This is a genomic window from Nocardioides sp. W7, from assembly GCF_022919075.1.
Taxonomy (GTDB): domain Bacteria; phylum Actinomycetota; class Actinomycetes; order Propionibacteriales; family Nocardioidaceae; genus Nocardioides.
The window spans coordinates 3,892,171-3,914,972 of the sequence record NZ_CP095078.1 but is presented as its reverse complement, the minus strand read 5'-3'; the positions used below and the strand labels follow the sequence as shown (position 1 = coordinate 3,914,972).

At 66.3% G+C, this 22,802-nt stretch carries 21 protein-coding genes; 9 read left to right on the top strand and 12 right to left on the bottom strand.

Going from position 1 to position 22,802, the window contains the following annotated elements; genetic code table 11:
• Position 1: 1 nt before the first annotated feature.
• The 5 genes from dpdE to MUB56_RS18525 all read right to left on the bottom strand — a co-directional run bounded on the left by dpdE (position 2) and on the right by MUB56_RS18525 (position 7,883).
• Positions 2-3,385, bottom strand: a complete 3,384-nt coding sequence (dpdE, locus tag MUB56_RS18545) for a protein DpdE (protein ID WP_280637418.1) — start codon at positions 3,383-3,385, stop codon at positions 2-4.
• Between the two features lie 134 nt (positions 3,386-3,519).
• Positions 3,520-4,623, bottom strand: a complete 1,104-nt coding sequence (gene dbpB / locus MUB56_RS18540; protein WP_244928488.1) for a DGQHR domain-containing protein DpdB — start codon at positions 4,621-4,623, stop codon at positions 3,520-3,522.
• A 10-nt stretch (positions 4,624-4,633) separates the two neighbouring features.
• On the bottom strand, positions 4,634-5,884 hold the full coding sequence (gene dpdA, locus MUB56_RS18535) for a tRNA-guanine transglycosylase DpdA (RefSeq protein WP_244928487.1): 1,251 nt from the start codon (positions 5,882-5,884) through the stop codon (positions 4,634-4,636).
• On the bottom strand, positions 5,881-7,017 hold the full coding sequence (gene dbpB / locus MUB56_RS18530) for a DGQHR domain-containing protein DpdB (RefSeq protein WP_244928486.1): 1,137 nt from the start codon (positions 7,015-7,017) through the stop codon (positions 5,881-5,883). The genes dpdA and dbpB (MUB56_RS18530) overlap by 4 nt, the downstream gene beginning before the upstream one ends.
• A complete protein-coding gene (locus tag MUB56_RS18525) occupies positions 7,014-7,883 on the bottom strand; it encodes a hypothetical protein (protein WP_244928485.1) in 870 nt (289 codons plus the stop codon). Before MUB56_RS18525 ends, dbpB (MUB56_RS18530) begins: the two co-directional genes overlap by 4 nt.
• A 105-nt stretch (positions 7,884-7,988) precedes the next feature.
• Between MUB56_RS18525 and queC the strand changes: the two genes are divergently transcribed.
• Genes queC through MUB56_RS18505 form a run of 4 tightly spaced genes read left to right on the top strand, consistent with a single transcriptional unit; the run spans position 7,989 to position 10,495 of the window.
• Positions 7,989-8,687: a 7-cyano-7-deazaguanine synthase QueC gene (gene queC, locus MUB56_RS18520; RefSeq protein ID WP_244928484.1), complete on the top strand. Its 699-nt coding sequence runs from the start codon at positions 7,989-7,991 to the stop codon at positions 8,685-8,687.
• Positions 8,684-9,319 (top strand): 7-carboxy-7-deazaguanine synthase, encoded by a 636-nt coding sequence (queE, locus tag MUB56_RS18515; RefSeq protein ID WP_244928483.1) that lies wholly within the window; start codon positions 8,684-8,686, stop codon positions 9,317-9,319. Before queC ends, queE begins: the two co-directional genes overlap by 4 nt.
• Positions 9,316-9,684 (top strand): 6-carboxytetrahydropterin synthase QueD, encoded by a 369-nt coding sequence (queD, locus tag MUB56_RS18510; protein WP_244928482.1) that lies wholly within the window; start codon positions 9,316-9,318, stop codon positions 9,682-9,684. Before queE ends, queD begins: the two co-directional genes overlap by 4 nt.
• Positions 9,685-9,688: 4 nt before the next feature.
• On the top strand, positions 9,689-10,495 hold the full coding sequence (locus MUB56_RS18505) for a GTP cyclohydrolase I FolE2 (protein WP_244928481.1): 807 nt from the start codon (positions 9,689-9,691) through the stop codon (positions 10,493-10,495).
• A 766-nt stretch (positions 10,496-11,261) separates the two neighbouring features.
• Here the strand turns inward: MUB56_RS18505 and MUB56_RS18500 are convergent.
• Entirely contained in the window at positions 11,262-12,185 is a 924-nt protein-coding gene (locus MUB56_RS18500) for a site-specific integrase (protein ID WP_244928480.1), read from the bottom strand.
• Here MUB56_RS18500 and MUB56_RS18495 point away from each other — a divergent pair.
• Positions 12,073-12,312 carry a hypothetical protein gene (locus MUB56_RS18495; protein WP_244932480.1) on the top strand — a complete coding sequence of 80 codons (240 nt, stop codon included), beginning with the start codon at positions 12,073-12,075 and terminating at the stop codon, positions 12,310-12,312. The genes MUB56_RS18500 and MUB56_RS18495 overlap by 113 nt on opposite strands.
• Positions 12,313-12,922: 610 nt before the next feature.
• Here MUB56_RS18495 and MUB56_RS18490 read toward each other — a convergent pair.
• Both MUB56_RS18490 and MUB56_RS18485 read right to left on the bottom strand, forming a co-directional pair.
• Positions 12,923-13,396, bottom strand: coding sequence for a hypothetical protein (locus MUB56_RS18490; protein WP_244928479.1), 474 nt, complete (start codon positions 13,394-13,396; stop codon positions 12,923-12,925).
• A gap of 329 nt (positions 13,397-13,725) precedes the next feature.
• On the bottom strand, positions 13,726-14,319 hold the full coding sequence (locus tag MUB56_RS18485; protein WP_244928478.1) for a hypothetical protein: 594 nt from the start codon (positions 14,317-14,319) through the stop codon (positions 13,726-13,728).
• A gap of 94 nt (positions 14,320-14,413) precedes the next feature.
• Here MUB56_RS18485 and MUB56_RS18480 point away from each other — a divergent pair, with 94 nt between their 5' ends.
• Both MUB56_RS18480 and MUB56_RS18475 read left to right on the top strand, forming a co-directional pair.
• On the top strand, positions 14,414-14,995 hold the full coding sequence (locus MUB56_RS18480; protein WP_244928477.1) for a DUF1269 domain-containing protein: 582 nt from the start codon (positions 14,414-14,416) through the stop codon (positions 14,993-14,995).
• Positions 14,996-15,235: 240 nt separating this feature from the next.
• Entirely contained in the window at positions 15,236-17,608 is a 2,373-nt protein-coding gene (locus tag MUB56_RS18475; RefSeq protein WP_280637308.1) for an arylsulfatase, read from the top strand.
• A gap of 453 nt (positions 17,609-18,061) precedes the next feature.
• Here the strand turns inward: MUB56_RS18475 and MUB56_RS18470 are convergent, their stop codons facing one another.
• From MUB56_RS18470 to MUB56_RS18460, 3 genes are all read right to left on the bottom strand, one after another.
• Positions 18,062-18,349 carry a hypothetical protein gene (locus tag MUB56_RS18470; protein ID WP_244928476.1) on the bottom strand — a complete coding sequence of 96 codons (288 nt, stop codon included), beginning with the start codon at positions 18,347-18,349 and terminating at the stop codon, positions 18,062-18,064.
• A 30-nt stretch (positions 18,350-18,379) separates the two neighbouring features.
• Entirely contained in the window at positions 18,380-18,817 is a 438-nt protein-coding gene (locus MUB56_RS18465; protein ID WP_244928475.1) for a hypothetical protein, read from the bottom strand.
• A 106-nt stretch (positions 18,818-18,923) separates the two neighbouring features.
• The gene (locus MUB56_RS18460; protein WP_244928474.1) at positions 18,924-19,466 is read right to left on the bottom strand and encodes a potassium channel family protein; all 543 of its coding nucleotides are present in this window, start codon (positions 19,464-19,466) and stop codon (positions 18,924-18,926) included.
• A 94-nt stretch (positions 19,467-19,560) separates the two neighbouring features.
• Here MUB56_RS18460 and MUB56_RS18455 point away from each other — a divergent pair, with 94 nt between their 5' ends.
• Entirely contained in the window at positions 19,561-19,743 is a 183-nt protein-coding gene (locus MUB56_RS18455; RefSeq protein WP_244928473.1) for a hypothetical protein, read from the top strand.
• 13 nt (positions 19,744-19,756) lie between these two features.
• On the opposite strand, the gene MUB56_RS18450 is transcribed toward MUB56_RS18455, so the two are convergent.
• Positions 19,757-20,263, bottom strand: a complete 507-nt coding sequence (locus tag MUB56_RS18450) for a DUF1269 domain-containing protein (protein ID WP_244932444.1) — start codon at positions 20,261-20,263, stop codon at positions 19,757-19,759.
• A 295-nt stretch (positions 20,264-20,558) separates the two neighbouring features.
• On the opposite strand from MUB56_RS18450, the gene MUB56_RS18445 reads away from it, so the two are divergent.
• Positions 20,559-22,799, top strand: a complete 2,241-nt coding sequence (locus tag MUB56_RS18445) for a LuxR family transcriptional regulator (RefSeq protein ID WP_244928472.1) — start codon at positions 20,559-20,561, stop codon at positions 22,797-22,799.
• Positions 22,800-22,802 lie beyond the last annotated feature (3 nt).

Genomic DNA, 22,802 nt, shown 5'->3' with positions numbered 1-22,802 from the left:
GTCAGCTTGTCAGTGCTCGGCCCGAGAGAACGACCATGCCGGTGCTGTCCAGTCGTAGAGTTGGGGTAGCCACTGCCGTCAACATCGCACGGGCGATGACTGCCTCACCATGGAGTTCTTCCTCCAAGCGGGCGAGTTCTGACCCCGTCGTACGTGCAGCCCGAAGTCGCAACTGCAACAGCCTCGTTGCAGTGTCTTGAGTGGCGATGGCAGTAGCCCGTTCGACGGCGGCACGCACGTCCTCCCGTCCGCGGACGAGCCGCTGAGCTGCATCTTCTGCGGAGCGCCATGACGATCCCCAGGTGTGTGCAGGAATGAGGTCGTAGGCTTCCTTGATCCTGACACGGTTCAGCGAATAGTCCCCGCCTGTACGCATCGGGCTCGGCTTTGTGTAAGGGGCAGCAAGGGCATCGAGGTGTGCCTCGGTCGTCAACTCCCGTGCACCGACCGTCATCCAGACGCTCACGATGATCGGGGGGAAGATTCCGTCGGCGCGCCGGGCGAGCGCGAGTTGGTCAGTACCCGAACTGACCGTCACGAGTTCGCTGCGTGGGTCGTTCGAGGTCGGCACATCGAGCGGGTCGGCCTCGACGGCGTAGTCGAACCGGTACAGAGGCGTGTCGTCGCGGGGCCAGTCGGGCAGCCAGCGCCACATGCCGAAAGCCCGGCCGCGATCGTCGTGCCAGAGGAAGTCACTGACGGCGTCGATGAACTGGTCGCCGTAGCGGTAGAGGTGAACATCTTCGCGCTCGAGGGCAACCTCTCGCACGAAAGTTCCGCTGTGACCCTTCAGAGGAAGGAAGTCCCGAACGAGGCGCGATGCCGGGATCAGTGGGATCTGCGCTTGCTTCCCTGGCAGTCGGTCGAGCGACTCGTAGCCGCCCAAACCGGCGACAGGATTGCCGACCCGTTCGAATCGAAGGTTGCCGGCGGCGCTACTGGCCGCGAGAAGATCGTCACTCACCTTGGCGAAGGCCGAGGCGTCGGACTCGATGTCAGTGATCCGCGCATAGACGGAGCGGTCATCGGTGCTCGTTTCCAGACTGTCGAGCGCGTCCTGTTCGCGGACACGCTCGATCTCTGCATCGAGCATCTCCCGCACGCGGGCCACTGCGACATCGACCCCGTCGAGCCCCATCTCAAGGAGAATGCGCCACGCCTCATCGGTCGCGTCATCGACGGCCTGCTGAAGACTGGCGACCGAGCTTTCGAAGATGCCGAACCCATCACTAAGGATGCGTGCCCAGGCCTTCGCGTACGAGCGGTCCCCGGGGCCGACCGCGACGTATGACCGCCACTCTCCTGACCCTGCCGGCGACCATCGATCACAACGCCCGATGCGCTGCTCAAGGCGGTTCGCCGATCCCGGCAGGCCGAGGTGGGCTAGGACATCGGCGAACTGTAGGTTGCGGCCTTCCTCAGCCGATGAATCTGCGACCAGGACCGCAACATTGCGGATCGCCTCGAAAGACCGCACTGCGCGCTCGTTCTGCTCGCTACTCTCAGTCCTCAAATGGCGGAAGACTGACCCGGCGCCGAACAGATCGTCGAGTTCCTCGGCCAATTCTGTTGCCAACTCCGGTGTGGGGCAGAAGACGACCGCGCGTTCCTTGGACGTCATTAGTTCGCTCAGGGCCTCGGCGAAGGGCCGGCTCACGGTTGCCCGGCGATCGGCATAGCCCATGTCCTGCTCAATGCGCTTCAGAGCTGCGAGTTCGTCGTTCCCACCCGCTTCGGCGGCGCGGCTGTCCGCCCACGCCTGAAGCGCGCGAGGGTCGAGAGCGACGGCTGCAGCCTCGGCGAAGGCGCGCCCGGTTGCTGTCATCGCTAATGGGTTGCCTTCTGCCCGGGCCAAGGCCTGCTCTCGCCACCGATCGAGGGCCTCGGTGACTTCGTCGTGCGGCGTCGTTCCCAGGGGAACCGCCTGCGGGGTTCGGCGCCCCGACACCCGGTAGGCCCTCTCGAGAGCCGTCGTCCGCCGCGTGCGAAGCATCCGCCGGTGGACGCGGTACACCTCGGCGACGTGCGTGCGCAGCGCCTGAATCAGCCGTGACGTCTCGTCCTGGTCCTGCACGGCCACAGCCTCTCGGGCGCGTTCAACGAGGGTGCCGACCTCGTCGTCTGCGGGGAACGCCGTTTCGATCTCCGCTAGGCGCCCCTTCAGCAGTACACCTGGGAGGCCGGGGCGCAGGCCCAGAAACACACGGCCTAGGCCGGCGCGAGCCTCAAGGCGCGAGCGCAGTTGCCTGGCGGTGGTGCCTGCGTACACCGCAGGGTCAAGCAGTTTGAGCATCGCGAGGAAGGCGTCCTCGTTGTGGAGTGCCGGTGTTGCCGAGAGCATCAGCAAGCGCGGACTTGCCAGGGCGACCTCGCGGAGGCGTTCGAAGCGAGTGGCGAGTTCAGGGTCAGGGCTGACTGACATCCGTGCAAGGTTGTGTGCCTCGTCAACCACGACGAGGTCTGCTGCGTCCCACGACGCCGGGTCATCGTCGCGATTGAACCGGACCTGCGAACGAGGAAAGTCGTGAACCCGGAACTTCTGGGCCAATTCACGCTTCCACTGGTCAAGGAGGAAGGGCGGGAGGATCAACTGGACGCGAAGGTCGGGCTTGTCCAGCAGCATCTGGCGGATGATGATCCCGGCCTCGATCGTCTTTCCTAGGCCGACCTCATCGGCGAGCAGGTAGCGCTGGACCGGGTCCTGCAGGACGCGCCAAGCGGTCTCGACCTGGTGAGCGTGGAGTTCGATGCAGCTCGATAGGACGGCACGCATGCCGTGGGCCGCCGATCGCTGCCGAAGAATGCTGCGCAGGAAGGGGAGACGTAGTTCAGCAAGCATCGGCGACTCGAGCATGCCTGCTTCCCCGAAGCCGACCGGATCCACCAATGGCTTGTTCCAGCGAACGTGGAGTCGCTCCTCAGGAACGAATCCCTCCCATTCATGGCTGCGGACGTAGATGTCGTTGTGCTCGTTCGCCTCGATGATGCGACCGGAGCGCCAGCGATCCTCCTTGTCCTGCCAGAACACGCGAAGTTCGGGGGAGAGTGCCAGTCGGGTCAGGCTGGCGCGCGGCACCGCCTCGCGGTAGCGATCTGATGCGGCCGGGCCGGGCGCGTCGAAGTACTCGAGCACCAGGTTGTCGCCCTCTCGCGCAACGAGTTTGCCTGGCCCGAAGGTGTTCGCTGAGGAGACGAGCAGATCGCCGCGGCTGAGAGACCTGGCTCGCCGTCCTGGCGCAGTCGTCGGCGGCGCTGCTGGCTTCTTCCGCGGCTGACGGGGCTTGGGCGCGTTGCCTTCAGCGTCGCGTGATCCGCGGCAACGCGGAAACGTCGAGCAGCCCCAGAAGGATTGCCCGGCGTTGCGGCCGCGAGAGGCAAACTGCATCACCATCGGGGAACCACACAGGGGACACATCACCCCAGCAGTCATGCCTGTCCCCGCTTTGCCCTCACTCCACAGAGGTTAGTAAAGACGTCCGACAGTTTGTGGCGGTTGGCACAAACCAGCCGCCGAAAGCGTCAGCGAAGTGCGCGTAGCAAGTGGCCGGTCAGCAACCGAACGTCGTTCGGGGTGTTCTGGATTCCGTTCCAGCGCCGCGCCTGCTCGGGGCCAAAGTCCCAGGTACCCGACGTCCACGCGCAACTCGACCTTAGGCCAGCGATCGTCGCCTCAAGTCCGAGCCCTGGGAGCTCAGTTGCCGGCACTCCGTCGGTCAACTGGTCCATCACATAGCCCATGGCTTGGATTCCAGCCCCGTGTGTGAGTCGAGACTTCTTGGGTGGCAGGTTCCAAGCCTCCGGGAATGTCACAGCGACCACAGTCCAGAAATAGTTCAGGTGAAGCAGCATCTGGTCGACATTGCCGGTACCATCGACGGGGTCGCGGTACTGGTAGAGCGCGCCGTCGTAGAGGCTGTTCTCGATCATCTTCAGGACACTGTTGTCCTTGATGTAACCGTTCGCCATCGTGGGCGTTGCGATGCGAGTTGCGAACGGCTGACCGTCAGTCCGGTTTCCGAAGTTCAGTGCCGAGAGCACGCGTGCCGGCAGTTGCTTCTTGGCGTACGCCGTCGGAAGGTGTCCTTCGGTGTTAGGCAGGAGTTCGTGGATGAGCCCCTTGGGCAACGGCCTCGTGTTGTTGACGAGGATGAACTGTGAGCGCTGCTCCGCTTCCCCGTGCGCGATGAACCCGACAGCAGCTACGGCGAACTCTGCAAGGTCGGCGTCACGGATTGCTGCGCTGCGCTGCTGGCCATCGACCAACCAGGCGGGCTTCTGATCGTCGGGAAGCGATTCGTCAACAGGGATTACGAGCTCGCCTGACGTCACGTAGTCCAAGGCGCTGCGATCGGTGGATGCCTCGAAGCTGACCCGCTCATCGAAGGCAAGTACGACGGCGTTCGGAAGCATCGCGCCGTCTGACTCGAGGTACCTCCTGATCGCTCGGATGTGGCTCAGGACCTCGGGACGCTGGTAGCCCTGAAGCTCCGTGTCGTCACGGTGGACGCGACTCACAGTCGTGAACTCGTGGATCCGCTTACCGTCTACACCGAACGCGAAGATGGCCTGCTCGCCCTGACGGATCTTGAGGGCGGGGAGTCGGATTTCGTAACGGTCGGCCATGGACGAAAGCCTAGGTGTTGGCGTCTGCCAAGCTGGTACCCGCTGCGCGGCTGTGGACAAGTTGCCCCATCTGTTGCCTGAGGACCGAAAGGTTGTGGAATCCCCGTCGCTTGTTCCGCTCGGTACCGCGGAAGATGGCGACCTCCACGCCGTGCTCCTGGCAGATAGAGCAGGGACAGACACGCCAGGGCGCGGCTTCCAGAGTCTCCGCGTACGCGTCGAGGTACGACTTCTTGCCCTGGCACACGACCTCGTAGGCGCCCAGCGCGTCCAGGCACCCTTGGCGCCCCGCCGGTGTGCCGTCGAACGCACGAAGAGCCTTGAGCGCCTCACGCTCGGCAGTGAGGGCATCCCTCTGGCTGACGGAGCCCGCCAGGATCGCCCGCTTCAGAGTGGGGTTGCCGTCGACTTGGGGCACCCGGATCGCCACGTACGCGCGCTCGCTCGTGTGGTAGTTCTTCCGATCGTCCATGAACGCCTGCCTGAAAGCTGACGTGCTGTCGAAGCTGGTGACGCCCAGTTCGGAGAACCGGTCCATGGCGTCGATGCGGTTGATCCCGAGCAGGTGCAGTTCGGTTCCGGGCACGAGGATGGTCGAGATCTGGGCCAGACAGGCCAAGATCTGGTCGGTCCTCAGAGGCACCATGCCCCCCAGCGCGATGCGCCCGTATCCCATCTCTTGGAGGGCTTTGACGCTGTCGGCGAAGCTCTTTGGACTCCATCCTTGGGCGGCGCCGACTGGCTGAACACGGGTGCGTCGATCATTGGTGAGCGAGATGAAGTCCTCGGCAAGGCGCAGCGTGAGTTTGCGTCGTTCGACCCACTCGGGATCTGCAGACTTCTCCGTCGCATCGGGTTCGTAACCAAAGATCACGTGGTCAGTGCTCACTCCGGCGTCGAAACCGCACTCCTCGTAGAAGTCGAGCGTCTCGGTGGCCGTCACCGGTGGGACGGGCTCATCGATGTAGTTGAACGCACCGTTGTCGCCCAACGTTTCCACGCCACGAGGCAACCGAAAGAAGCGATGGACGCCCATCCGATATAGACGAGCCCGCTGCGCACCTGAGTACTTGCCCGCACCCTTGATCGATCCGTCCACGATCGACTTGCTGACGAGGATTCCGTGATACGGGGCGTCGGCTAGGACCTCATGTGCGTACCGGTCGTCCCGCTGACGAACGCGGTGGGCTGGGTACTCGTCCCGGAGGAAGTCGTAGGCCGGACTCACGAGGTCCTGGCTGTCGGGGAAGTAGAACTTCACTTGCGGCCCGTTCGCTCAGCAAGGTACGTCCGAACGAGGTAGTTGGACAACGCGCTGATGTGTCGAGGGGTGTTCTGCAGGTCGTTCCACGCAACGCCCAAGTCTTCCCAAGTGCCGTCCGTCCACCGGCACTTCGGAGCGATGAGGCGCAGTTCCTCTGCAGCGCGCTCACGCGCACGGGGGTCGTCGTCTCGTACATGCGTCATGACCCGATCCATGAGTCGGCCCATGGCTCGGACTCCAACTCCGTGCATGAGGCGGCTCGCCGTTGGGTTCGCGCCCCAAGCCTCGGGGAAGGTGTCGTGGACGGCGCCCCAGTAGGCGAGGAGGACACGTCGGATGCCCTCAGTGTCCGTCGTCCCAGTAGCGATATTCCGGTAGGGAAACAAGACCCCAGATGGGGACTCAACAGACTCTCGGATCGCCTCAACGAGGCTGTTGTCGGTGACGACGGTGACCTTCTTGTCGTCGGCCGGAGTGGATGCCCGTCGGATGAGTCCATGGAACGGCGAATCTGAGTCGTGATTCAGCATGTCAACAAGGGCGGAGGGCAACTGTCTGGTGGCCATCCGTGCGGAGGGAACGCGGGAAATCTCTGGGAGCAGTTCTGTGACGAGCCCAGTCGGTAGCGGCTGGACGGTGTTGACCCGCAGGAACTGCTCTCGTTGAAGTTCGAGCGAGACAGCGACGAAGCCCGCCACCGGCACCGGGAGCCGGCGGTTCTTGGTGCGAGAGAGGGCAAGGCTTCGCTGTTGGCCATCGACGATCCAGGCCGGCCGCGGGCCATCGCCGTCGGGAGCTATTGGGATCTCCAACGTCCCGGCAACAGCCAGCCCATCTGTCGTGGTCGGCCCACGACTCGACTTGAACTTGACCTCGGGTGGCAACGCGAGGATGAGCCCGTTGGGAAAGATTGGATCCTCCGAGTCCAGGTACTCCTGGATCTGCTTGACGTGCTTCTGCTTCTCGGGGCGCTGATACCCGATGAGCTTGCCTGCCTCATCTCGACCGATCCGCGCAACGTCCGCGACCAGGTCGACTTCCTCAGCTGCCAGCGTGAAGAGGTACAGCGGAGTGTCCTCGCTTTGAAGAACCTTGAGTGCCCGGCGTACCAGCCTCTTTGGATCTGTCATCGAGCCACCGCCTGTTGAAAGAGAGTTGAGAATCGTCGTTGCTCACAGGCCATGCCGGCCTCGCGAAGAAGCTTGAGTGCACTCGTCTTGGAGATGGTGGGTTGACGCACGCGGAGCTCTCTGACGAACGCAAGTACCGCGGAGTCAGACATGGGCTTGCGATCAAAGACCTCGCGATGCCGCTTCTCGTGCGACCAGGTTTGCCACTTGTCCCGCGCGGCACTGGTGAATGGATCTTCGCCGTCACACAAACTCAGCCACTGCGTTGCGGAGCGAACGTTGAGACTGGTGACGGTGCCCCCGAGCGGACGCCGCAATGATCGGTCCGAGCGGACGCGCACGCTGTCGCCGAGGTCCTTCGACCCGCCGAACACCAGCACGTCACTGGGGGCGGTGTCTTCGAGTAACTGCTGGCCAACAACGCGTGAGTAGGCCTCAGACAAGACCCAGATCGCTTGCCCTCCGGGAGCGACGTCGGCATGGGGGAGCGCGCCCCACCAAGTTTGAGACTCCGGAAGAGATGTGCCGATCGAGTCGGCGTGACCAGCACTGAAGGTCGCGGCGTAGGCGGGAGCAAGAGTGGAGACGTGCTGGAGTCCGAGTCCGGCCGAAGCCACGAACATCGTTGACTCATACCCGAGGTTCGTGGCCTTGAGTGCAAGGGTGCGAACTTGACTCCACGTCTCGCCGCCGTACAAGTCAATGAGGGGTCGGCGCACCGTCGCTCGCGCGACGCGCTCTCGCCAGACCCGGGCGCGAGCGCTGACGTGTCCTTTGGGAAGGTTGCGGATCATCAACTCGTCATCGGGGGTCGCCAACTTCCTGTCAGTGCAGGTGACGATGATCGTCAGTTTCTGTCGCGACATGGCCTCACCTGCTCCGAAACTACGTGTTCGTTCCAGCTACTCTATCGTGTAGTTTCGACAGTACGGGCCGACAGGCCCATCGACCTACTGAAGAGGGTGTTGGACATGACGCGAAAGGCCATCGTCCTGCTGAGTGGGGGCCTGGACTCGACCACTGTGCTCGCGATAGCGAAGGATCAGGGGTTCGAGCCGTACGCCCTGAGCTTCCGCTATGGGCAACGGCACGAGGTCGAACTCGTCGCGGCGCAGCGCGTCGCTGAGGCTGCTGGGGTCGCGCGGCACGTGGTGTGCGACATCGATCTCCGGGTGTTCGGTGGGTCTGCGTTGACCGCGGATGTCGAGGTGCCCAAGCACGACTCGGCGGACGAGATCGGCGGCGACGAGATCCCGATTACTTATGTGCCGGCTCGCAATACCGTGTTCCTCTCGTTCGCGCTGGCCTACGCCGAGGTCGTGGGAGCCACCGACATCTTCATCGGAGTCAGCGCTCTGGACTACTCCGGGTATCCGGACTGTCGTCCCGAGTTCATCGCCGCCTACGAGCAGATGGCCAACCTCGCTACACGGGCCGGCGTTGAGGGCAATGCACTCAAGATCCATACGCCGTTGATCAACCTCACCAAGGCCGAGACGGTTGACCTTGGGACGAAGCTTGGCGTCGACTATTCGCTCACGTTGTCCTGTTACGACCCGGACGAGGACGGCCGTTCCTGTGGCCACTGCGACTCCTGCCTGCTGCGGCTTCGCGGCTTCGCGGACGCTGGACTTGCTGATCCGGTCAGGTACCAGGAGGCGACTGCGTGACCTACAAGGTCAAGGAAATCTTTTATACGCTCCAGGGTGAGGGTACGCACGCTGGACGCCCGGCGGTGTTCTGCCGCTTCAGTTCCTGCAACCTGTGGACCGGTCGGGAAGCCGACCGGGAACGCGCGATCTGCAAGTTCTGCGACACCGACTTCGTCGGGACCGATGGCGAGGGTGGCGGCAAGTTCGCTGATGCCCAGGCGCTCGCGGCCGCGGTTGCAGAGAAGTGGCCCGTCAGCGGTGGTGGCCGACCGATGGTCGTCTGCACAGGCGGTGAACCGCTCCTGCAGTTGGACACGGCGGCCGTGAAGGCCTTCCACGAACTGGGCTTCTATGTCGCGGTCGAGACGAACGGAACGGTGGCGCCGCCGGACGGGATCGACTGGCTCTGCGTGAGTCCGAAGATCGGCTCCGAACTGGTCGTCGGCAAGGGCCACGAACTCAAGTTTGTGGTCCCGCAAGGTGGAGTTGATCCAACCGCGTTCGAGCACCTGGAGTTTGAGAGCTTCCGCGTGCAGCCTATGGACGGCCCCGAAGTGGTCGCGAACACCGAACTTGCCGTGAAGTTCTGCCTTGACCATCCGCTTTGGCAGCTGAGTCTGCAGACGCACAAACACCTAGGAATTCCGTGACCCACACTGCCGAGATCTACCGGGAGTTCACCTTTGAGGCAGCTCACCGGCTGCCAAACGTCCCCGAGGGTCACAAGTGCGCTCGTCTTCACGGACACTCTTATCGTGTCGAGGTACACGTGGCTGGGCCGGTGGGGGAGAGCACTGGTTGGGTTCAGGACTTCGGCGACCTGAAGGCCGCGTTCAAGCCCCTTGAGGATGCGCTCGACCACCACTACCTCAACGACGTAGTGGGCCTTGAGAACCCGACCAGCGAGGTGCTGGCGAAGTGGATCTGGGATCGTCTGAGTGCCAGCCTTCCGAACCTCACCGAGGTACAAGTTCGCGAAACCTGCACCTCTGGCTGTATCTACCGCGGGGAGTAGTCGGGTGGCGCTGCCGGACATTCAAGAGCAGGTGGACGAGCGTGGAATCGAACTCGATCGAGTCGGCATCGCTGGGGTGCAGTACCCCGTCCGCTTCAACGACGGGACGAGCAGGCACGCTGGCGTCGCGACGTTCGACGTGACGGTGACGTTGCCGGCCGATCGCCGCGGCACCCACATGAGCCGGATGGTCGAGATCATCCATGACGAACTCCAGGATCTGGAGCCCGAGCGGTTCCCGCACGCACTCAAGGTCGCAGCCGACCGCCTTGACGTCGACAGGGTCCAGGTTGGCTTGGCCATGCCGATGGCATTCCTCGTCGAAGCGCCGGCGTCATCCAAGGAAGCCTGGCAAGTCTGCGACGTTGAGCTTGAGGCGACGTATGTCGCCGACCAGACCGAACTCGCCGTCACCGTAGGCACGGATGTGACGAGCCTCTGCCCGTGCAGCAAGGCAATCAGTGACTACGGGGCCCACAATCAGCGCAGTCGGGTCCGTCTCACGACGGTGGGCCGAGATGAGGACATCTACCCACTGGACGTTGCCACCGCGTTCGCCATGATCCGCTCGGTCGGTTCGAGCCCTGTTTTCCCACTGATCAAGCGTCCAGACGAGCGCGTTGTGACCATGGCGGCCCACGACCGTCCGGCTTTCGTCGAGGATATGGCGCGCGATCTGTCGCAGGCTTGCCGTGAGCGCGGGATCGCCCACTCGGTGAGCGTGCGCAACTTCGAGAGCATCCACAGCCACGACGCCGTCGCGTCCATCTTGTGGGGCCGATTCTCAACGCCGTTGCCCTGCAATCAGTGACGTCGGATCACCTTGTTGGAGTTGTCGCTGGATGTAGGGAGGACGGTCTTGTCCCGACATAGTCCCGCGGGGTGGTGGGCTTTGAGGGGTCCTCGGTGCCCTACTCGCCGCTGTTGATTGCGGCGTGGTCTCCGTATTCACGGGGTTGTTAAGGAGGGCCATGGACTCCTCGGAGAGGTCGCGGCGGTCGTTGGCGATCCACTCGTCGTGCATGTCGATGAGGACGGCTCCGACGAGCCGGATCACCGCGGCGGCGTTGGGATCCCTGGGCAGTCCCCTCCTAGGCGATGGTGTGCCCGTGTCGCGCCCAGGAGGAAGAGACTCCTCGGGATACTCTCTCGTGTGGTCCCGAATCGCGAATCAGTCCCGTCGTTAGGGCGCTCCCATACTCGACATCGGGTTCGTCGTCCGATCGGCCTGAATCCCTAGTGACGAACGAATGGATGTCGCTCATCATGACCAATCTTGCAGACCGTGCTCCTCGGACTGAGCTCGGTTTCTCGATCGACTCGGGGCTACTTGCGCAGGTCGAGGAGCACATCGGAGGGTTAGCCGAACTCACGCGAGACCAGTGGCTCGAGAACGTCGTCCGCAGGGCCCTCGCTACTGCCAGTGTGTCGCTGCCAGTACGTGACATCAGGGTCCACCGCGAACCCTACGAGCACCCGTCTTGGTGACTTTAAGGCCGCTTGACGGCCCCGCAAGGGAACGCGCGTCGAGTCCGCTGCACGGGCAGGTGTCAGGTTGGCCGACGTCATACTCCCGCCTATGAGCCGGCCAACTCCGACAGGCGTCGGGCGATCTCGGCGTCGCGGTCGGCAGCCGCGTGCTGGTAGCGCATCGCTGCCCCTGGCGTGGAGTGACCAAGGCGACCCATGAGTTCCGCCAGCGTGGCGCCGGTCTGCGCGGCCAGTACGGCACCGGTGTGCCGGAGGTCGTGCCAACGGAGATCCGGGCGGCCGGCTGCCTCGCGTGCCGGGTAGAAGACTTTGTAGAGGGTCGCCGGGGCCATGTGGCGGTTGCTGTCGCCCGCGGCCGGGAAGAGCAGCGATTCTCGGCCGGGTGCGGTGTGGTCGGAGAGGTGGTCCTTCACCAGCGGCAGCAGGTGGGGCGGGATGGCGATGTCGCGGACGCCCGCGTCGGTCTTCGGTGGACCAATGATGAACTCGCCGTCGACTCGGACCACTCCACGGCGGACCTTCACGCGTCCGGTGCGCAAGTCGATGTCGCCGCGCCGGAGCTCGGTCAGCTCGCCGAAGCGCATGGCGCACCACGCGGCCAGGAGCGCCATGAGCTTGTAGCGATCCGGCATCTCCTCGACGACCGTCCTGAGTTCTTCGAGGCTGGCTGGCTGGACGTGGTGGGCTCGCTTCGCGCTGCCGGCACCGCGGATCTGAGCCGGGTTGTAGGGGACCAGGGGATGGGGGCGCTCCGAAGCGGCGCTGGCGAAGATGGTGCGGAGGAGGCTGTAGGCGTGGGCGCGAATCGTTTCGCGTCCGGGCGCGAGGGCGTCGTACCAGGCGTTCACGTCGTCAGCCGAGATCCGGTCGATGCGCTCGTCGCCGAACGTCGGGTAGATGAACGTGTCGAGCAGCATCCGGTACTGCTGTCGGGTCGTGGGCCGCAGCGCGCGACCCTGGGTCTTCCTCGTCTCGAGCCAGATGTCCGCGTACGCCTGCAGCGTCGGCACCGATCGGCTCGCCGCCCCGCGAGCCGCCACCTCCGGGGCCCACACCTCCATCTCGATCTCGGCGCGCCGAGCCGACAGCCAGGCCACGGCGTCGTCCCGCGAAGCGAAGGTCATCGGGGCGCGGTAGAGCTGACGGTCGGGCCCGGTGTAGGCCGCACGGTAGCGCCCGTTGTCCCGTTCCTCGATCCGTCCGAAGCCGCGCCGAGCCCTCTGCCTGGACGAAATCTTTTGGCCCATCAGTATCGCCTTTCGGGGAATAACCGGGGAATAACGCGGTCATTTCGTGTCCGGAAGTGTCCGAACCTGTCCGCGGACAAAATGCCCTCTGACCTGCGAGTTTACCCTAAAGATGGACCTAGAGAGGGGTCTCGTGGTAGCCCCATTCTCAAAGGTTCGAACCCAGTATCGCCCAATCCCCACGAAAGGCCTCTGACCTGCATCGTTGCAGGTCAGAGGCCTTCGTCATTTCTGAGATTGCTACCCAGGTGCTATCCGCTTTCGATCACGGTGAGCCCCCCGGGCGTCGACCACGTGCGACCGGGAGGGTGTGACGGAGCCCTGGAACGCACGGAGGTAGAACGCTGCTGCGACGGTCTGCCATGACGATCGGCGCCGGGGCTGTGGGTGCCCGCGCATCGCCCTCCGGCCGGGCCCACTTGTCGAGGGCCGTTCGTGATGGCAGGACCGAATTGGTAGACGGGTCATCGCGGGGACGATCCGGCCTACCCGGATGGGGACTACCGGTCGGTCACCCCAGGGGTGGAGTCGACCTGGTCGAGCATCTCGGTCAAGTGGTTTCGCAGTCGCTGTCGGTGCTCGGTCGCAACCTGCTGGAGTCGAGCGATCTCCTCGTCGTGGCTGCTTCGGAACGCGATTGTCTCCTCCCGCACCCGATCCGCCTCCACTCGCGCGTCGTTCGTCGTCTTGGCTGCCTCGTCCCGAGCCGAGGTCACCAGGCGTTCGGCCTCCTCGCGGGCGGCTTGCCCGAGGGCAGCAGATTCCTGGTGGGCCTCGGCCACGATCGCGGCGGCCTCGCTCCTGGCATCGGAGCGCCACTTCTCAGTCTCGTTGGCGGTCATCTCCAGTAGGCGAGCCGCCGCCTGTGAACTGTCCGGGCCGCCAAGCGCCGCCGAGGGGCGCTCGGTGTCATGGCCGGTGGGGCTTCCGGTCCTGGTGTACGGATCGCCGTACTTGTCTGCGTCGATGCTCATGGCCTTCTCCCGAGATTCACACGTACGCCACTCATCGTGCAGCGCTGTTCGATCGTCCTAAGAGTGCCTTTTCAGCTGCGTTTCCCAGAATCGGGCGTGCCGACAGTGCGACTCGACGACCGGGCAGAGGGTCGCGAGTGATGTCGCTCTGGGTGCCTCGACGGTCGCCTGAACGCCCGGTAGGGGGCAGGGGCTGCACAGCACCTTCCCAGTGCTGGCGCCTGGCGGTGGAGAGACTCGACCTCAGGACGGTCAGATCGCGCTCGAAGTCCTCGGCGGCGGCTCGATCGACTCACGGCGGTAGTTCATGCCCGGCGGTCCGGGGTCGGTCATCTCTTGATCCTGATCCTGACCACAGCAGGCGTGGTCTCGATCTGGCCGTTGGCCCCGATCGAGCGGACCCGGAGGACGTGCTTGCCGACCTTCAGCCTCGTCCTGTGCGGCGAGGTGCAGGTCCGGAACTTCGTGGCGGAGTCGAGGGCACACTGGAAGCGCCCGCCGGGTTTGCTCGCCGAGAACGCAACGGTGACCTGGCGTCGGCCTTTGACCAGCTTCTTCTTGACCCGGGCCTTCCCGGCCTTCGTCTGCGGCGCGGGGCAGGTGGCGTGGGTCCTCGCCTCGGTCGGGCACAGATCTTGGCTGACGTCGCCGTAGCCGTCGGCGTCGGCGTCGGCGTCAGGTTCCAGCGTCGCGGCGACGGCGATCTGGAAGGCGGGGGCGTTGTCAGGAGCGGTGGCGGGCCCGGAGGTCAGGTTGCCTGCGACGTAGAGGAAGGTGTCGCTCTCGGAGCCGGTGTCGCGCGCGCAGAGCGAGCTCTCGGTCGGCCCGGCGACGTACAACCCGAGAACGTCGCCGGACCGGGCAGGGATCCGCACCGCCACGGCACCTGCCCGCCATGCTGCGCCGGGGCCGGGCGTCTTCACCCATCCTGCGTGATTCGCCGGCCTCGATCTCCTGGCACCGTCGAGTGGCAGGAGACCGGTCCGGTCTTCGCGGGTCAGCGCAGAGGAGCGAACGATGTCGGAGAGCCAGAACCCCAGCGCGTCGGACGACGACGTGGTCGCAGGCGTGACGGACGGGGCGTACACGCTCCTGGTCGCAGACTTCGCGGACACGGAGTCGGCGTGGCAGGCGTACGAGGACCTCAAGGCCGTCGAGGACGGTCGCACCGTCGACATCGAGGGCGTCGTGGTGGTCAAGAGAGGTGATGACGGCAAGGTCGAGGTCCAGGAGGCCACCGACCACAGCACGCGGTCCGGTCTCCGCTGGGGTGTCGTCGGCGGCATCGCGCTCGGCGTCATCTTCCCGCCGTCGATCCTCGGCAGCGCCGCCGCCGTCGGTGCGGGCGGCGCGGTCGTCGGCAAGCTGCGGGAGCGCCACCACCGCAACGAACTCGCCTCCGAGCTGGAGAAGTCCATCGAGATCGGTCACTCGGGCATCGTGGCGCTCGTCTCCGATCCCGGTGCGGTGAAGATCGCCGAGGCACTCGCTGAGGCCAGCGCCATCGTCCAGGGCGCCGTCGACGACGTGGTCGCCGAGGACATCAAGGCCGCGGCCAAGGACGCCACCGACGACGGTTCGCCGGAGGACCGGGCCTGACACCGCGGCGGTGGGCGGGGAGCGTCCTCAGCGAGGTACCACTGCTGCCCGGACGTGCTGGGCGTTGCCGTCGGCGGCTTCACCGCCCGGGACCTTCCCCCGCCGACGATCTCCGGCTTCGAGGCGTACGGGGCGCCGGCGATGAGCCACGCTTTTCACGCAGGCTGCGTGACGCTCCCCGTTCCCGCTCTGTCCACGCTGGTGGGAGCCCCTGGCCCGTCCCGGAACGGAGACATCCCCATGACCACCGCACCCGACAACCACGCTCGCTCGATGCTGCCGATCCCGCACCGACCGACCCCGGGGTTGACGACGTACGACGCGAAGGACCCGGACACCTCGTTCCCGCCGATCGAGCCGTTGCGCCCGCCGAAGGGTGCACCCAACGTGCTGCTGGTGCTGATCGACGACGTGGGCTTCGGTGCCAGCAGCGCCTTCGGGGGCCCGTGCCAGACGCCGCACGCCGAGCGCATGGCCGCGGGCGGCCTTCGGTACAACCGCTTCCACACCACCGCGCTGTGCGCGCCGACCCGCCAGGCGCTGCTGACTGGCCGCAACCACCACTCGGCGGCCATGGGCAACATCACCGAGACCGCGACCTCGGCGCCCGGGCAGAGCTCGGTGCTGCCGAACACGATGGCGCCGCTGGCCACCACGCTGAAGCTCAACGGCTACTCGACCGCCCAGTTCGGCAAGTGCCACGAGGTGCCGGTGTGGCAGTCATCGCCGATGGGCCCGTTCGACGCCTGGCCCTCGGGTGGCGGTGGGTTCGAGACCTTCTACGGCTTCATCGGAGGTGAGAACAACCAGTGGGATCCGGCGCTCTACGAGGGCACGACGCCGATCGAGCCGCCGGCGACCCCCGAGGAGGGCTACCACCTGACCGAGGACCTGGCCGACCACGCGGTGAACTGGGTACGGCAGCAGAAGGCGCTGATGCCCGACAAGCCGTTCTTCGTCTACTTCGCACCGGGTGCGACCCACGCCCCGCACCACGTGCCCAAGGAGTGGGCCGACAAGTACGCCGGGATGTTCGACGACGGCTGGGACGCTCAGCGTGAGCGCTCCTTCGCCAAGCAGAAGGAGCTGGGGATCATCCCCGCCGAGGCCGAGCTGCCGGCCCGCCACGACGAGATCACGGCGTGGGAGGACATGCCCGATGAGCTCAAGCCGGTGCTGGCACGTGAGATGGAGGTCTACGCCGGCTTCCTCGAGCACACCGACCACCACGTCGGGCGGATCATCGACGCGTTGGAGGACCTGGAGGTCCTCGACGACACGCTGATCTACTACATCATCGGTGACAACGGTGCGTCCGCCGAGGGCACGATGAACGGCGCGTTCAACGAGATGGCGAACTTCAACGGGATGGCCGGTCTCGAGACCCTCGAGTTCATGCTGAGCAAGATGGACGAGTTCGGCTCGCCGTCGTCGTACAACCACTACTCGGTCGGTTGGGCGTGGGCCATGAACACCCCGTTCCAGTGGACCAAGCAGGTGGCGTCGCACTGGGGCGGCACGCGCAACGGCACCATCGTGCACTGGCCGACCGGGATCGAGGAGAAGGGCGGACTGAGGTCGCAGTTCTGCCACGTCATCGACGTCGCCCCGACGATCCTCGAGGCCGCCGGACTCCCGCAACCGACGATGGTGAACGGCGTCCTCCAGGCCCCGATCGAGGGCACGAGCATGACCTACACGTTCAACGACGACGCCGCCGAGGAGCGCCACAACCTGCAGTACTTCGAGATGTTCGGCAACCGCGGCATCTACCACCAGGGCTGGAGCGCGGTCACCAAGCACAAGACGCCCTGGCTGATGGTGGGACAGCAGGTGCTGCCCTTCGACGAGGACGTGTGGGAGCTCTACGACGGCAAGGTGGACTACACCCAGGCCCGCAACCTCGCCGCCGACCAGCCCGACATGCTGGCCAAGCTTCAGCGGCTGTGGCTCATCGAGGCGGTGAAGTACAACGTGCTGCCGCTCGACGACCGGACCTCCGAGCGGTTCAACTCCGACCTGGCCGGACGACCGACGTTGATCCACGGCAACTCCCAGCTCTTCTTCCCCGGCATGGGCCGACTCTCCGAGAACAGCGTGGTGAGCATCAAGAACAAGTCGTTCTCCGTCACCGCCGACCTCGACATCCCCGAGGGTGGCGCCGAAGGCGTCCTCATCGCCCAGGGCGGCCGGTTCGGGGGCTGGTCCGTCTACGTCGAGGACGGCAGGGCGAAGTTCGTCTACAACACCCTCGGCATCCACGAGTACCCCACCGTCGCGGAGTCCGCGATTCCCGCCGGCCAGCACCAGGTGCGCGTGGAGTTCGCCTATGACGGCGGCGGGCTCGCCAAGGGCGGTGACGTCACCCTGTACTACGACGGCGATCTCGTCGGAACCGGCCGGGTCGACGCCACCCAGCCGATGGTCTTCTCCGCCGACGAGACCACCGACATCGGCTACGAGTCGGGAACCACTGTGAGCAGGGACTACACGGCTGCGACCAGCCGGTTCACCGGCAAGATCCACTGGATCCAGGTCGACCTCGGCGCCGACGACAACGACCACTTCATCGAGCCAGAGGAACGCCTCCGCATCGCCATGGCCCGGCAGTGAGCTGGCCGGTCTCGACCTCGTTCACCGGCTACCGCCGTAGCCGGGTCGCCGGTGACGTCGTCCGGGTCGCTGGGGCTCGTCCGTCGGATCCATCGGCCGACCTTGCCTCCGTCGACGGCGATCACCCGACCGAGCACGGCCGTCGCCAGGAAGCATAGCGACGCGGTGTAGAGGCAGGCCAGGTAGGTGAAGGCGTCCCCGACGGGACCGTAGCGGTCGGCGCTGACCTCGAGCGCCGAACGGGTCTCGTCGGGGATCCCCGTCGCGTCGGCCAGCTCGTCAGCGCCCCTGCTCGCCGCCCAGGTGGTGAGCAGGATCAGGATCGGGAACACCGAGGTGAAGAACTGGGCGGCGATCGTCATAGACCGGTCGAACATGTCGAGTCTGAGGAACGCTTCGATCCCGTCGACCACGACCCGACCCAACCACCGCGAGCGCAGCCGGATCAGGGCGTCATGCACCCAGCTCGTCATCATCCCGGCGTTCGCTGCTCGACGGGATCGCGCTCGGCCTCGGACTCCGCCACCGTCCGGGTCCGGGTCCGTCCTCGGGTTCCGGCCGGCCGGAGAGGAGGGGAATGGCCCACCGGGTCCGGGGATCGGCTTCGACCAGCAGGGCCTTGGCGAGCAGGGTGAGCGGTACGGCCAGCAGGGCGCCGATCGGACCGACGACCCATGTCCAGAGCAGGGTCGGAGCGAACGGGCGAGCACGCGCACCCACCTCACTGGCTGCGGTGCTCATCCGGTGCTTCCGTCTCCGCCCACAGGCTTGTCAGCTGACGACGTCGCGTCCGTGCGCGGCCAGGGCCCAGATGATGAAGACGTCGAGCGCGATGACCGTCATCGACCAGAACGGGTAGTACGGGATGAAGGCGAAGTTCGACAGGGCACTGAGCACCGCCAAGGTGATGCCGACGACTCGGCCCCAGGTCTGGCCGGAGAGCACTGCGAAGCCGGCGAAGAGCACCAGGAGGCCGATCAGGAGATGGATCCAACCCCAGCTGGTGGCGTCGAACTCGAGCACGTAGTTGGGCGACGCGACGTAGAAGTCGTCCTTGAAGAGCGCCGCAGTGCCGGCCAGGATCTGGAAGCCTCCGGCCAGGATCATCAGCACTCCGGCGAAGAGGATCAGGCCGGTCGCCCAGGCGCTGGGCGGCTCGTCCCGATGGGGCGTCGTCTGGTACGTCGATGCAGGCTGTTGTTCGGTCATGGCCGGAACTCCTTGGCTCAGGTGGTTGCCGCCCGAAGGGGAGGCTGGCCCTTCCATCGAACCGGCACCGCTGCGCCGATGAATCACGCTCTTCGCGTGAAATCGATCAGGCCGGATCCCGGTTGCCGGGTCTCTCGGGGTCGGTCTGGCCGCGCTTGACGGCGCCGAGGATCACCTGGATGCCGAGGCCCAGGACCACGAGGTCCAGCAGCATCTGGACCGTCACGATGAGGCGGGCGGGCTCCGTCTGGGCGGAGATGTCGCCGAAGCCGACCGTGGCGAAGATGGTGACCGTCAGATAGAGCGCGTCCGTGCGCGAGAGAGGCTCGGTGAACGTACCCGGGTCGTCGACGCTCAGGACGACGTACGTCGAGGCGAACAGGAGCAGGAACAGGGGCGCAGCGGTGGCCAGGGCTTGGACCGCTCGGATAGCCGGGTGCGGCGAGGTCTCGATGGCCCGCACCTGCCACGCGATCATCATCGCCAGAGCGGTGATCCCGACGACGAGCACGACGGCCACGAAGCCGTTCGAGCGCCGGTCGAGTGGCAGCAGGTAGTAGAGAGCGACCAAGGCCAGCGTGCTCGCGAGTGCCCGGAGCAGGCCGCGGGCGATCAGCCATCGGCGCCGACGTTCAGTCAGGTGCTCCATCTGCCGCTCCGGAGGTCGTGGCCGCCCCTTCCTCCCGGGTGCGGCTGACACCGATCGCACTCGGGACGCGGACGCGCCGCATCACGCCGATCACGTGAACTTCCAGCGCGCTCACCCCGGAACGGTCGCCTTCGTCCTGGCGTTCGCGGCGGGGGCGATCCTCACCATGCTGGCCAACACGATGATGCCCGAGGCGTACGAGCGTGGCGGCAAGCTGGTCGGGGTCGTCGCCACGCTCGGCTTCTCGGTCGCGTTCGCGATCCACAGCATCGGTTGACCGTCCGGGTTGGTCAGCCCTGGGGGTGCCGGTCCCGCAGGTCGCGCATGGCAGCTCGCAGGACGTCGGGAGCGTCGTGTGGCAGCTGGGCGTGCAGGAGGATCACGTCGCCGCGCGCCAACCCGCGTTCGATGACCGGGCGGACCTCGTCGAGGTCCGCGTCGCCCGACAGGACGAGGAGCGCTGAGGTCTCCGGCCGCAGCTGCGCACTCACGTCTTCCAGGAACTGCTGGTCGATGCCGGTCCCGACCAGTCGCCGGGCCAGCTCGGCGATCCCGGCGCCGGCCGCCGAGCCGGGCACTGGAGCTTGGCAGATCCGGTCGACCAGGCCACCGAGGACGGAGGTCTTGGCGGCCGCTGCCGAGGTCTCGTGTCGCAGGTGTCCGATGCGGGGCCGGTGAACGCCCGGCATCCAGGTGACGGTGATGGCGTCGTGAACCGTCAGCGCTCCCCGCTCGCGGAGGTTCTTGAGTCGCACCTCGCCCGCCGCCGCCCCCAGCGCCGAGTCGTAGATCCACACCGTCAAGGTGGGATCACTGCGGTGTCGCTTCGTCGGTCCGGGCGATCCCCGTCGTTTCGACATGACTGGCGTCCCTTCTCGTCCCGGGAGCGGTCGGCGACCTTCCGAACCGGTCTCAGTGTCAGCGAGTGCCTCGGCGGAGGCGTCACGCGATCAGCACGAAACACCGGGAGGGAGGTCATCCGCCCGTCCGTTGCGTGCCGCTGGGGTCGAGGGGGCTCCGATCCGCGGGCGGCGGAGGTCACCCAGGGTGGGTGACGAGAGTCGTCGCGCGCGCGGAGTAGCGTCCCGAGACGTGTCGGAGGCCCCCCACCTCTCGGCCCCGGCGGAGATCCAGCTCGACCGGACCTTGCTGGAGGCCAAGTTCGTGGTCCCCCAACCGCGGCGGGGCTCGGTCTGCCGCGCAGCGGTCATCGACCCGGCGCGATCGAGCGGATGCCGGGTGGCCGGCGTGACGGCGCCCGCGGGATACGGCAAGACGACGCTGCTGGCGCAATGGGCGCAGATCGAGGACCGTCGGGTCGCCTGGGTCTCCCTGGACCGCTACGACGACGACCCCACGCTCTTCCTCACCCTGCTGGCCTACGCGTTCACGCACGTGTCACGGGACAACTCGTCACTGGTCGCCGACGTGGGTGGCCTGTGCGTCGATGCCCTGGGGCGCGCGGCTCCTCGCCTGGCGTCGGCCTTCAGGTCCAGCCCGGAGCCGTTCGTGCTCATCGTCGACGATCTGCACGAGCTCCGCAGCCCGACGTGCCACGACGCGCTGGACGTGGTGATCGCGGGGGTGCCCCAGGGCTCCCAATTCGTCGCTGCCAGTCGGGCCGACCAACCACATCTGGCCCGGCTCCGCGCGTCGGGTGACGCGATCGAGCTCGGCGGTGGAGACCTGGCCATGGACGTGGTGGGGGCTCAGCAGGTCTTCGCCGAAGCGGACGTGGGGGTGAGTGCCGAACGCGCGGCAGTGCTGACCGAGCGGACCGAGGGCTGGCCGGCCGGTCTCTATCTCGCCGCGATGATTGCTCGCCATGACCGCGACGGCGTGGTCTCAGGGGACGACCGCTACGTGTCCGACTACCTGTACCGCGAGTCGATGATGCTGCTGCCGAAGAAGGTCCAGCGGTTCCTGCGGCGTACGGCGGTGCTCGACCAGCTGTGCGCTCCGCTGTGTGATGCCGTCCTGGGCGAGGTGCGCGGGCAGGAGCGGCTGCGCGCCCTGGAGTCGTCGAACTCCTTCCTGGTCCCGCTCGACGGGCACCGGGAGTGGTACCGCTACCACGGTCTGTACCGGGAGTTCCTTCTCGGTGAGCTGCGCCGGGTCGAACCCGACCTGGTCGGGAAGCTGCATCTGCGTGCCGCCGACTGGTACGAGGCCAACGGCTCGCCGGTCCTGGCCGTCGAGCACCTGTTGGACACCGCCGAGCAGGACCGCAGCATCCAGCTGATCACCGAGCTGGCTCTGCCGACCCTCAACTCCGGCAACATGTCGACGGTGCAGCAGTGGCTGGTCGCGCTGGGGGACCCCGCGATCGAGGGGCATCCGCCGCTCGCGGTGATGGCCGGCTGGGTGACGGCGTTGACCGGGGAGACGACGGCGGCGGAACGCTGGGCCGCCGTCGTGGACGCCGCGACCTACGACCCGGTGCCGGTGGACGGTTCGGCCTCGTTCGAGTCGGGGCGGGCGATGCTGCGTGCCGGGATGTGCGCGCACGGTCCTGAGGAGATGATGTCCGATGCCTCCTTCAGTCTGGGCGAAGAACCGCCGTGGAGCCCCTGGCGCGACACCGCGGTCCTGATGTCCGCCCATGCCCATCTCCTGGCAGGTGACACGGACACCGCAGGGGCGCTCTTCGCCGAGGCGGCCGAGCTCGGTCACGCGCGCGGCAACACCAACGTCGTGGTCGACAGCGAGGCCGAGCTCGCGCTGTTGGCGATCGATCACGGGCGCTGGGCCGAGGCGACCGAGCGGGCGGAACGGGCCCTCTCGATCATCCACGAGCGTCGGACCTACGACTACGCGGTCAGCGTGCTCGCGTTCGCCGTGGCGGGTCGCCTGGCCCTGCGCCGCGGCGACCTCGACGAGGCAGAGCGACAGCTGACCCGAGCGATGCGGGCGCGGCCGTCCTGCACGTTCGTGCTGCCCTTCTTCGCCGTTCGCGTCCGGCTGCAGCTCGCCAAGGCGCACACGGCCACGGGTGACCTGTCCGCCGCCCGCCACCTGCTGCGGGAGATCGACGAGGTCCTGAAGCGGCGCCCGGCGCTCGGTGCCCTGGTCGACCAGATCTCCGAGCTCCGCGAGACGGTGGCAGCGCACGCCCAGCTCGGAGCCACCGGGGCCGCACCACTGACCGGTGCGGAGCTCCGGGTCCTGCCGTACCTGCAGACCCACCTGACGATCGCGGAGATCGGGGAGCGTCTGTTCGTCAGCCGCAACACCGTCAGCTCCGAGGTCACCTCGATCTACCGCAAGCTCGGCGTGTCCTCCCGCAACGAGGCGGTCGAGCGCGCGACCGTCATCGGCCTCCTCGGCGGCTGATCG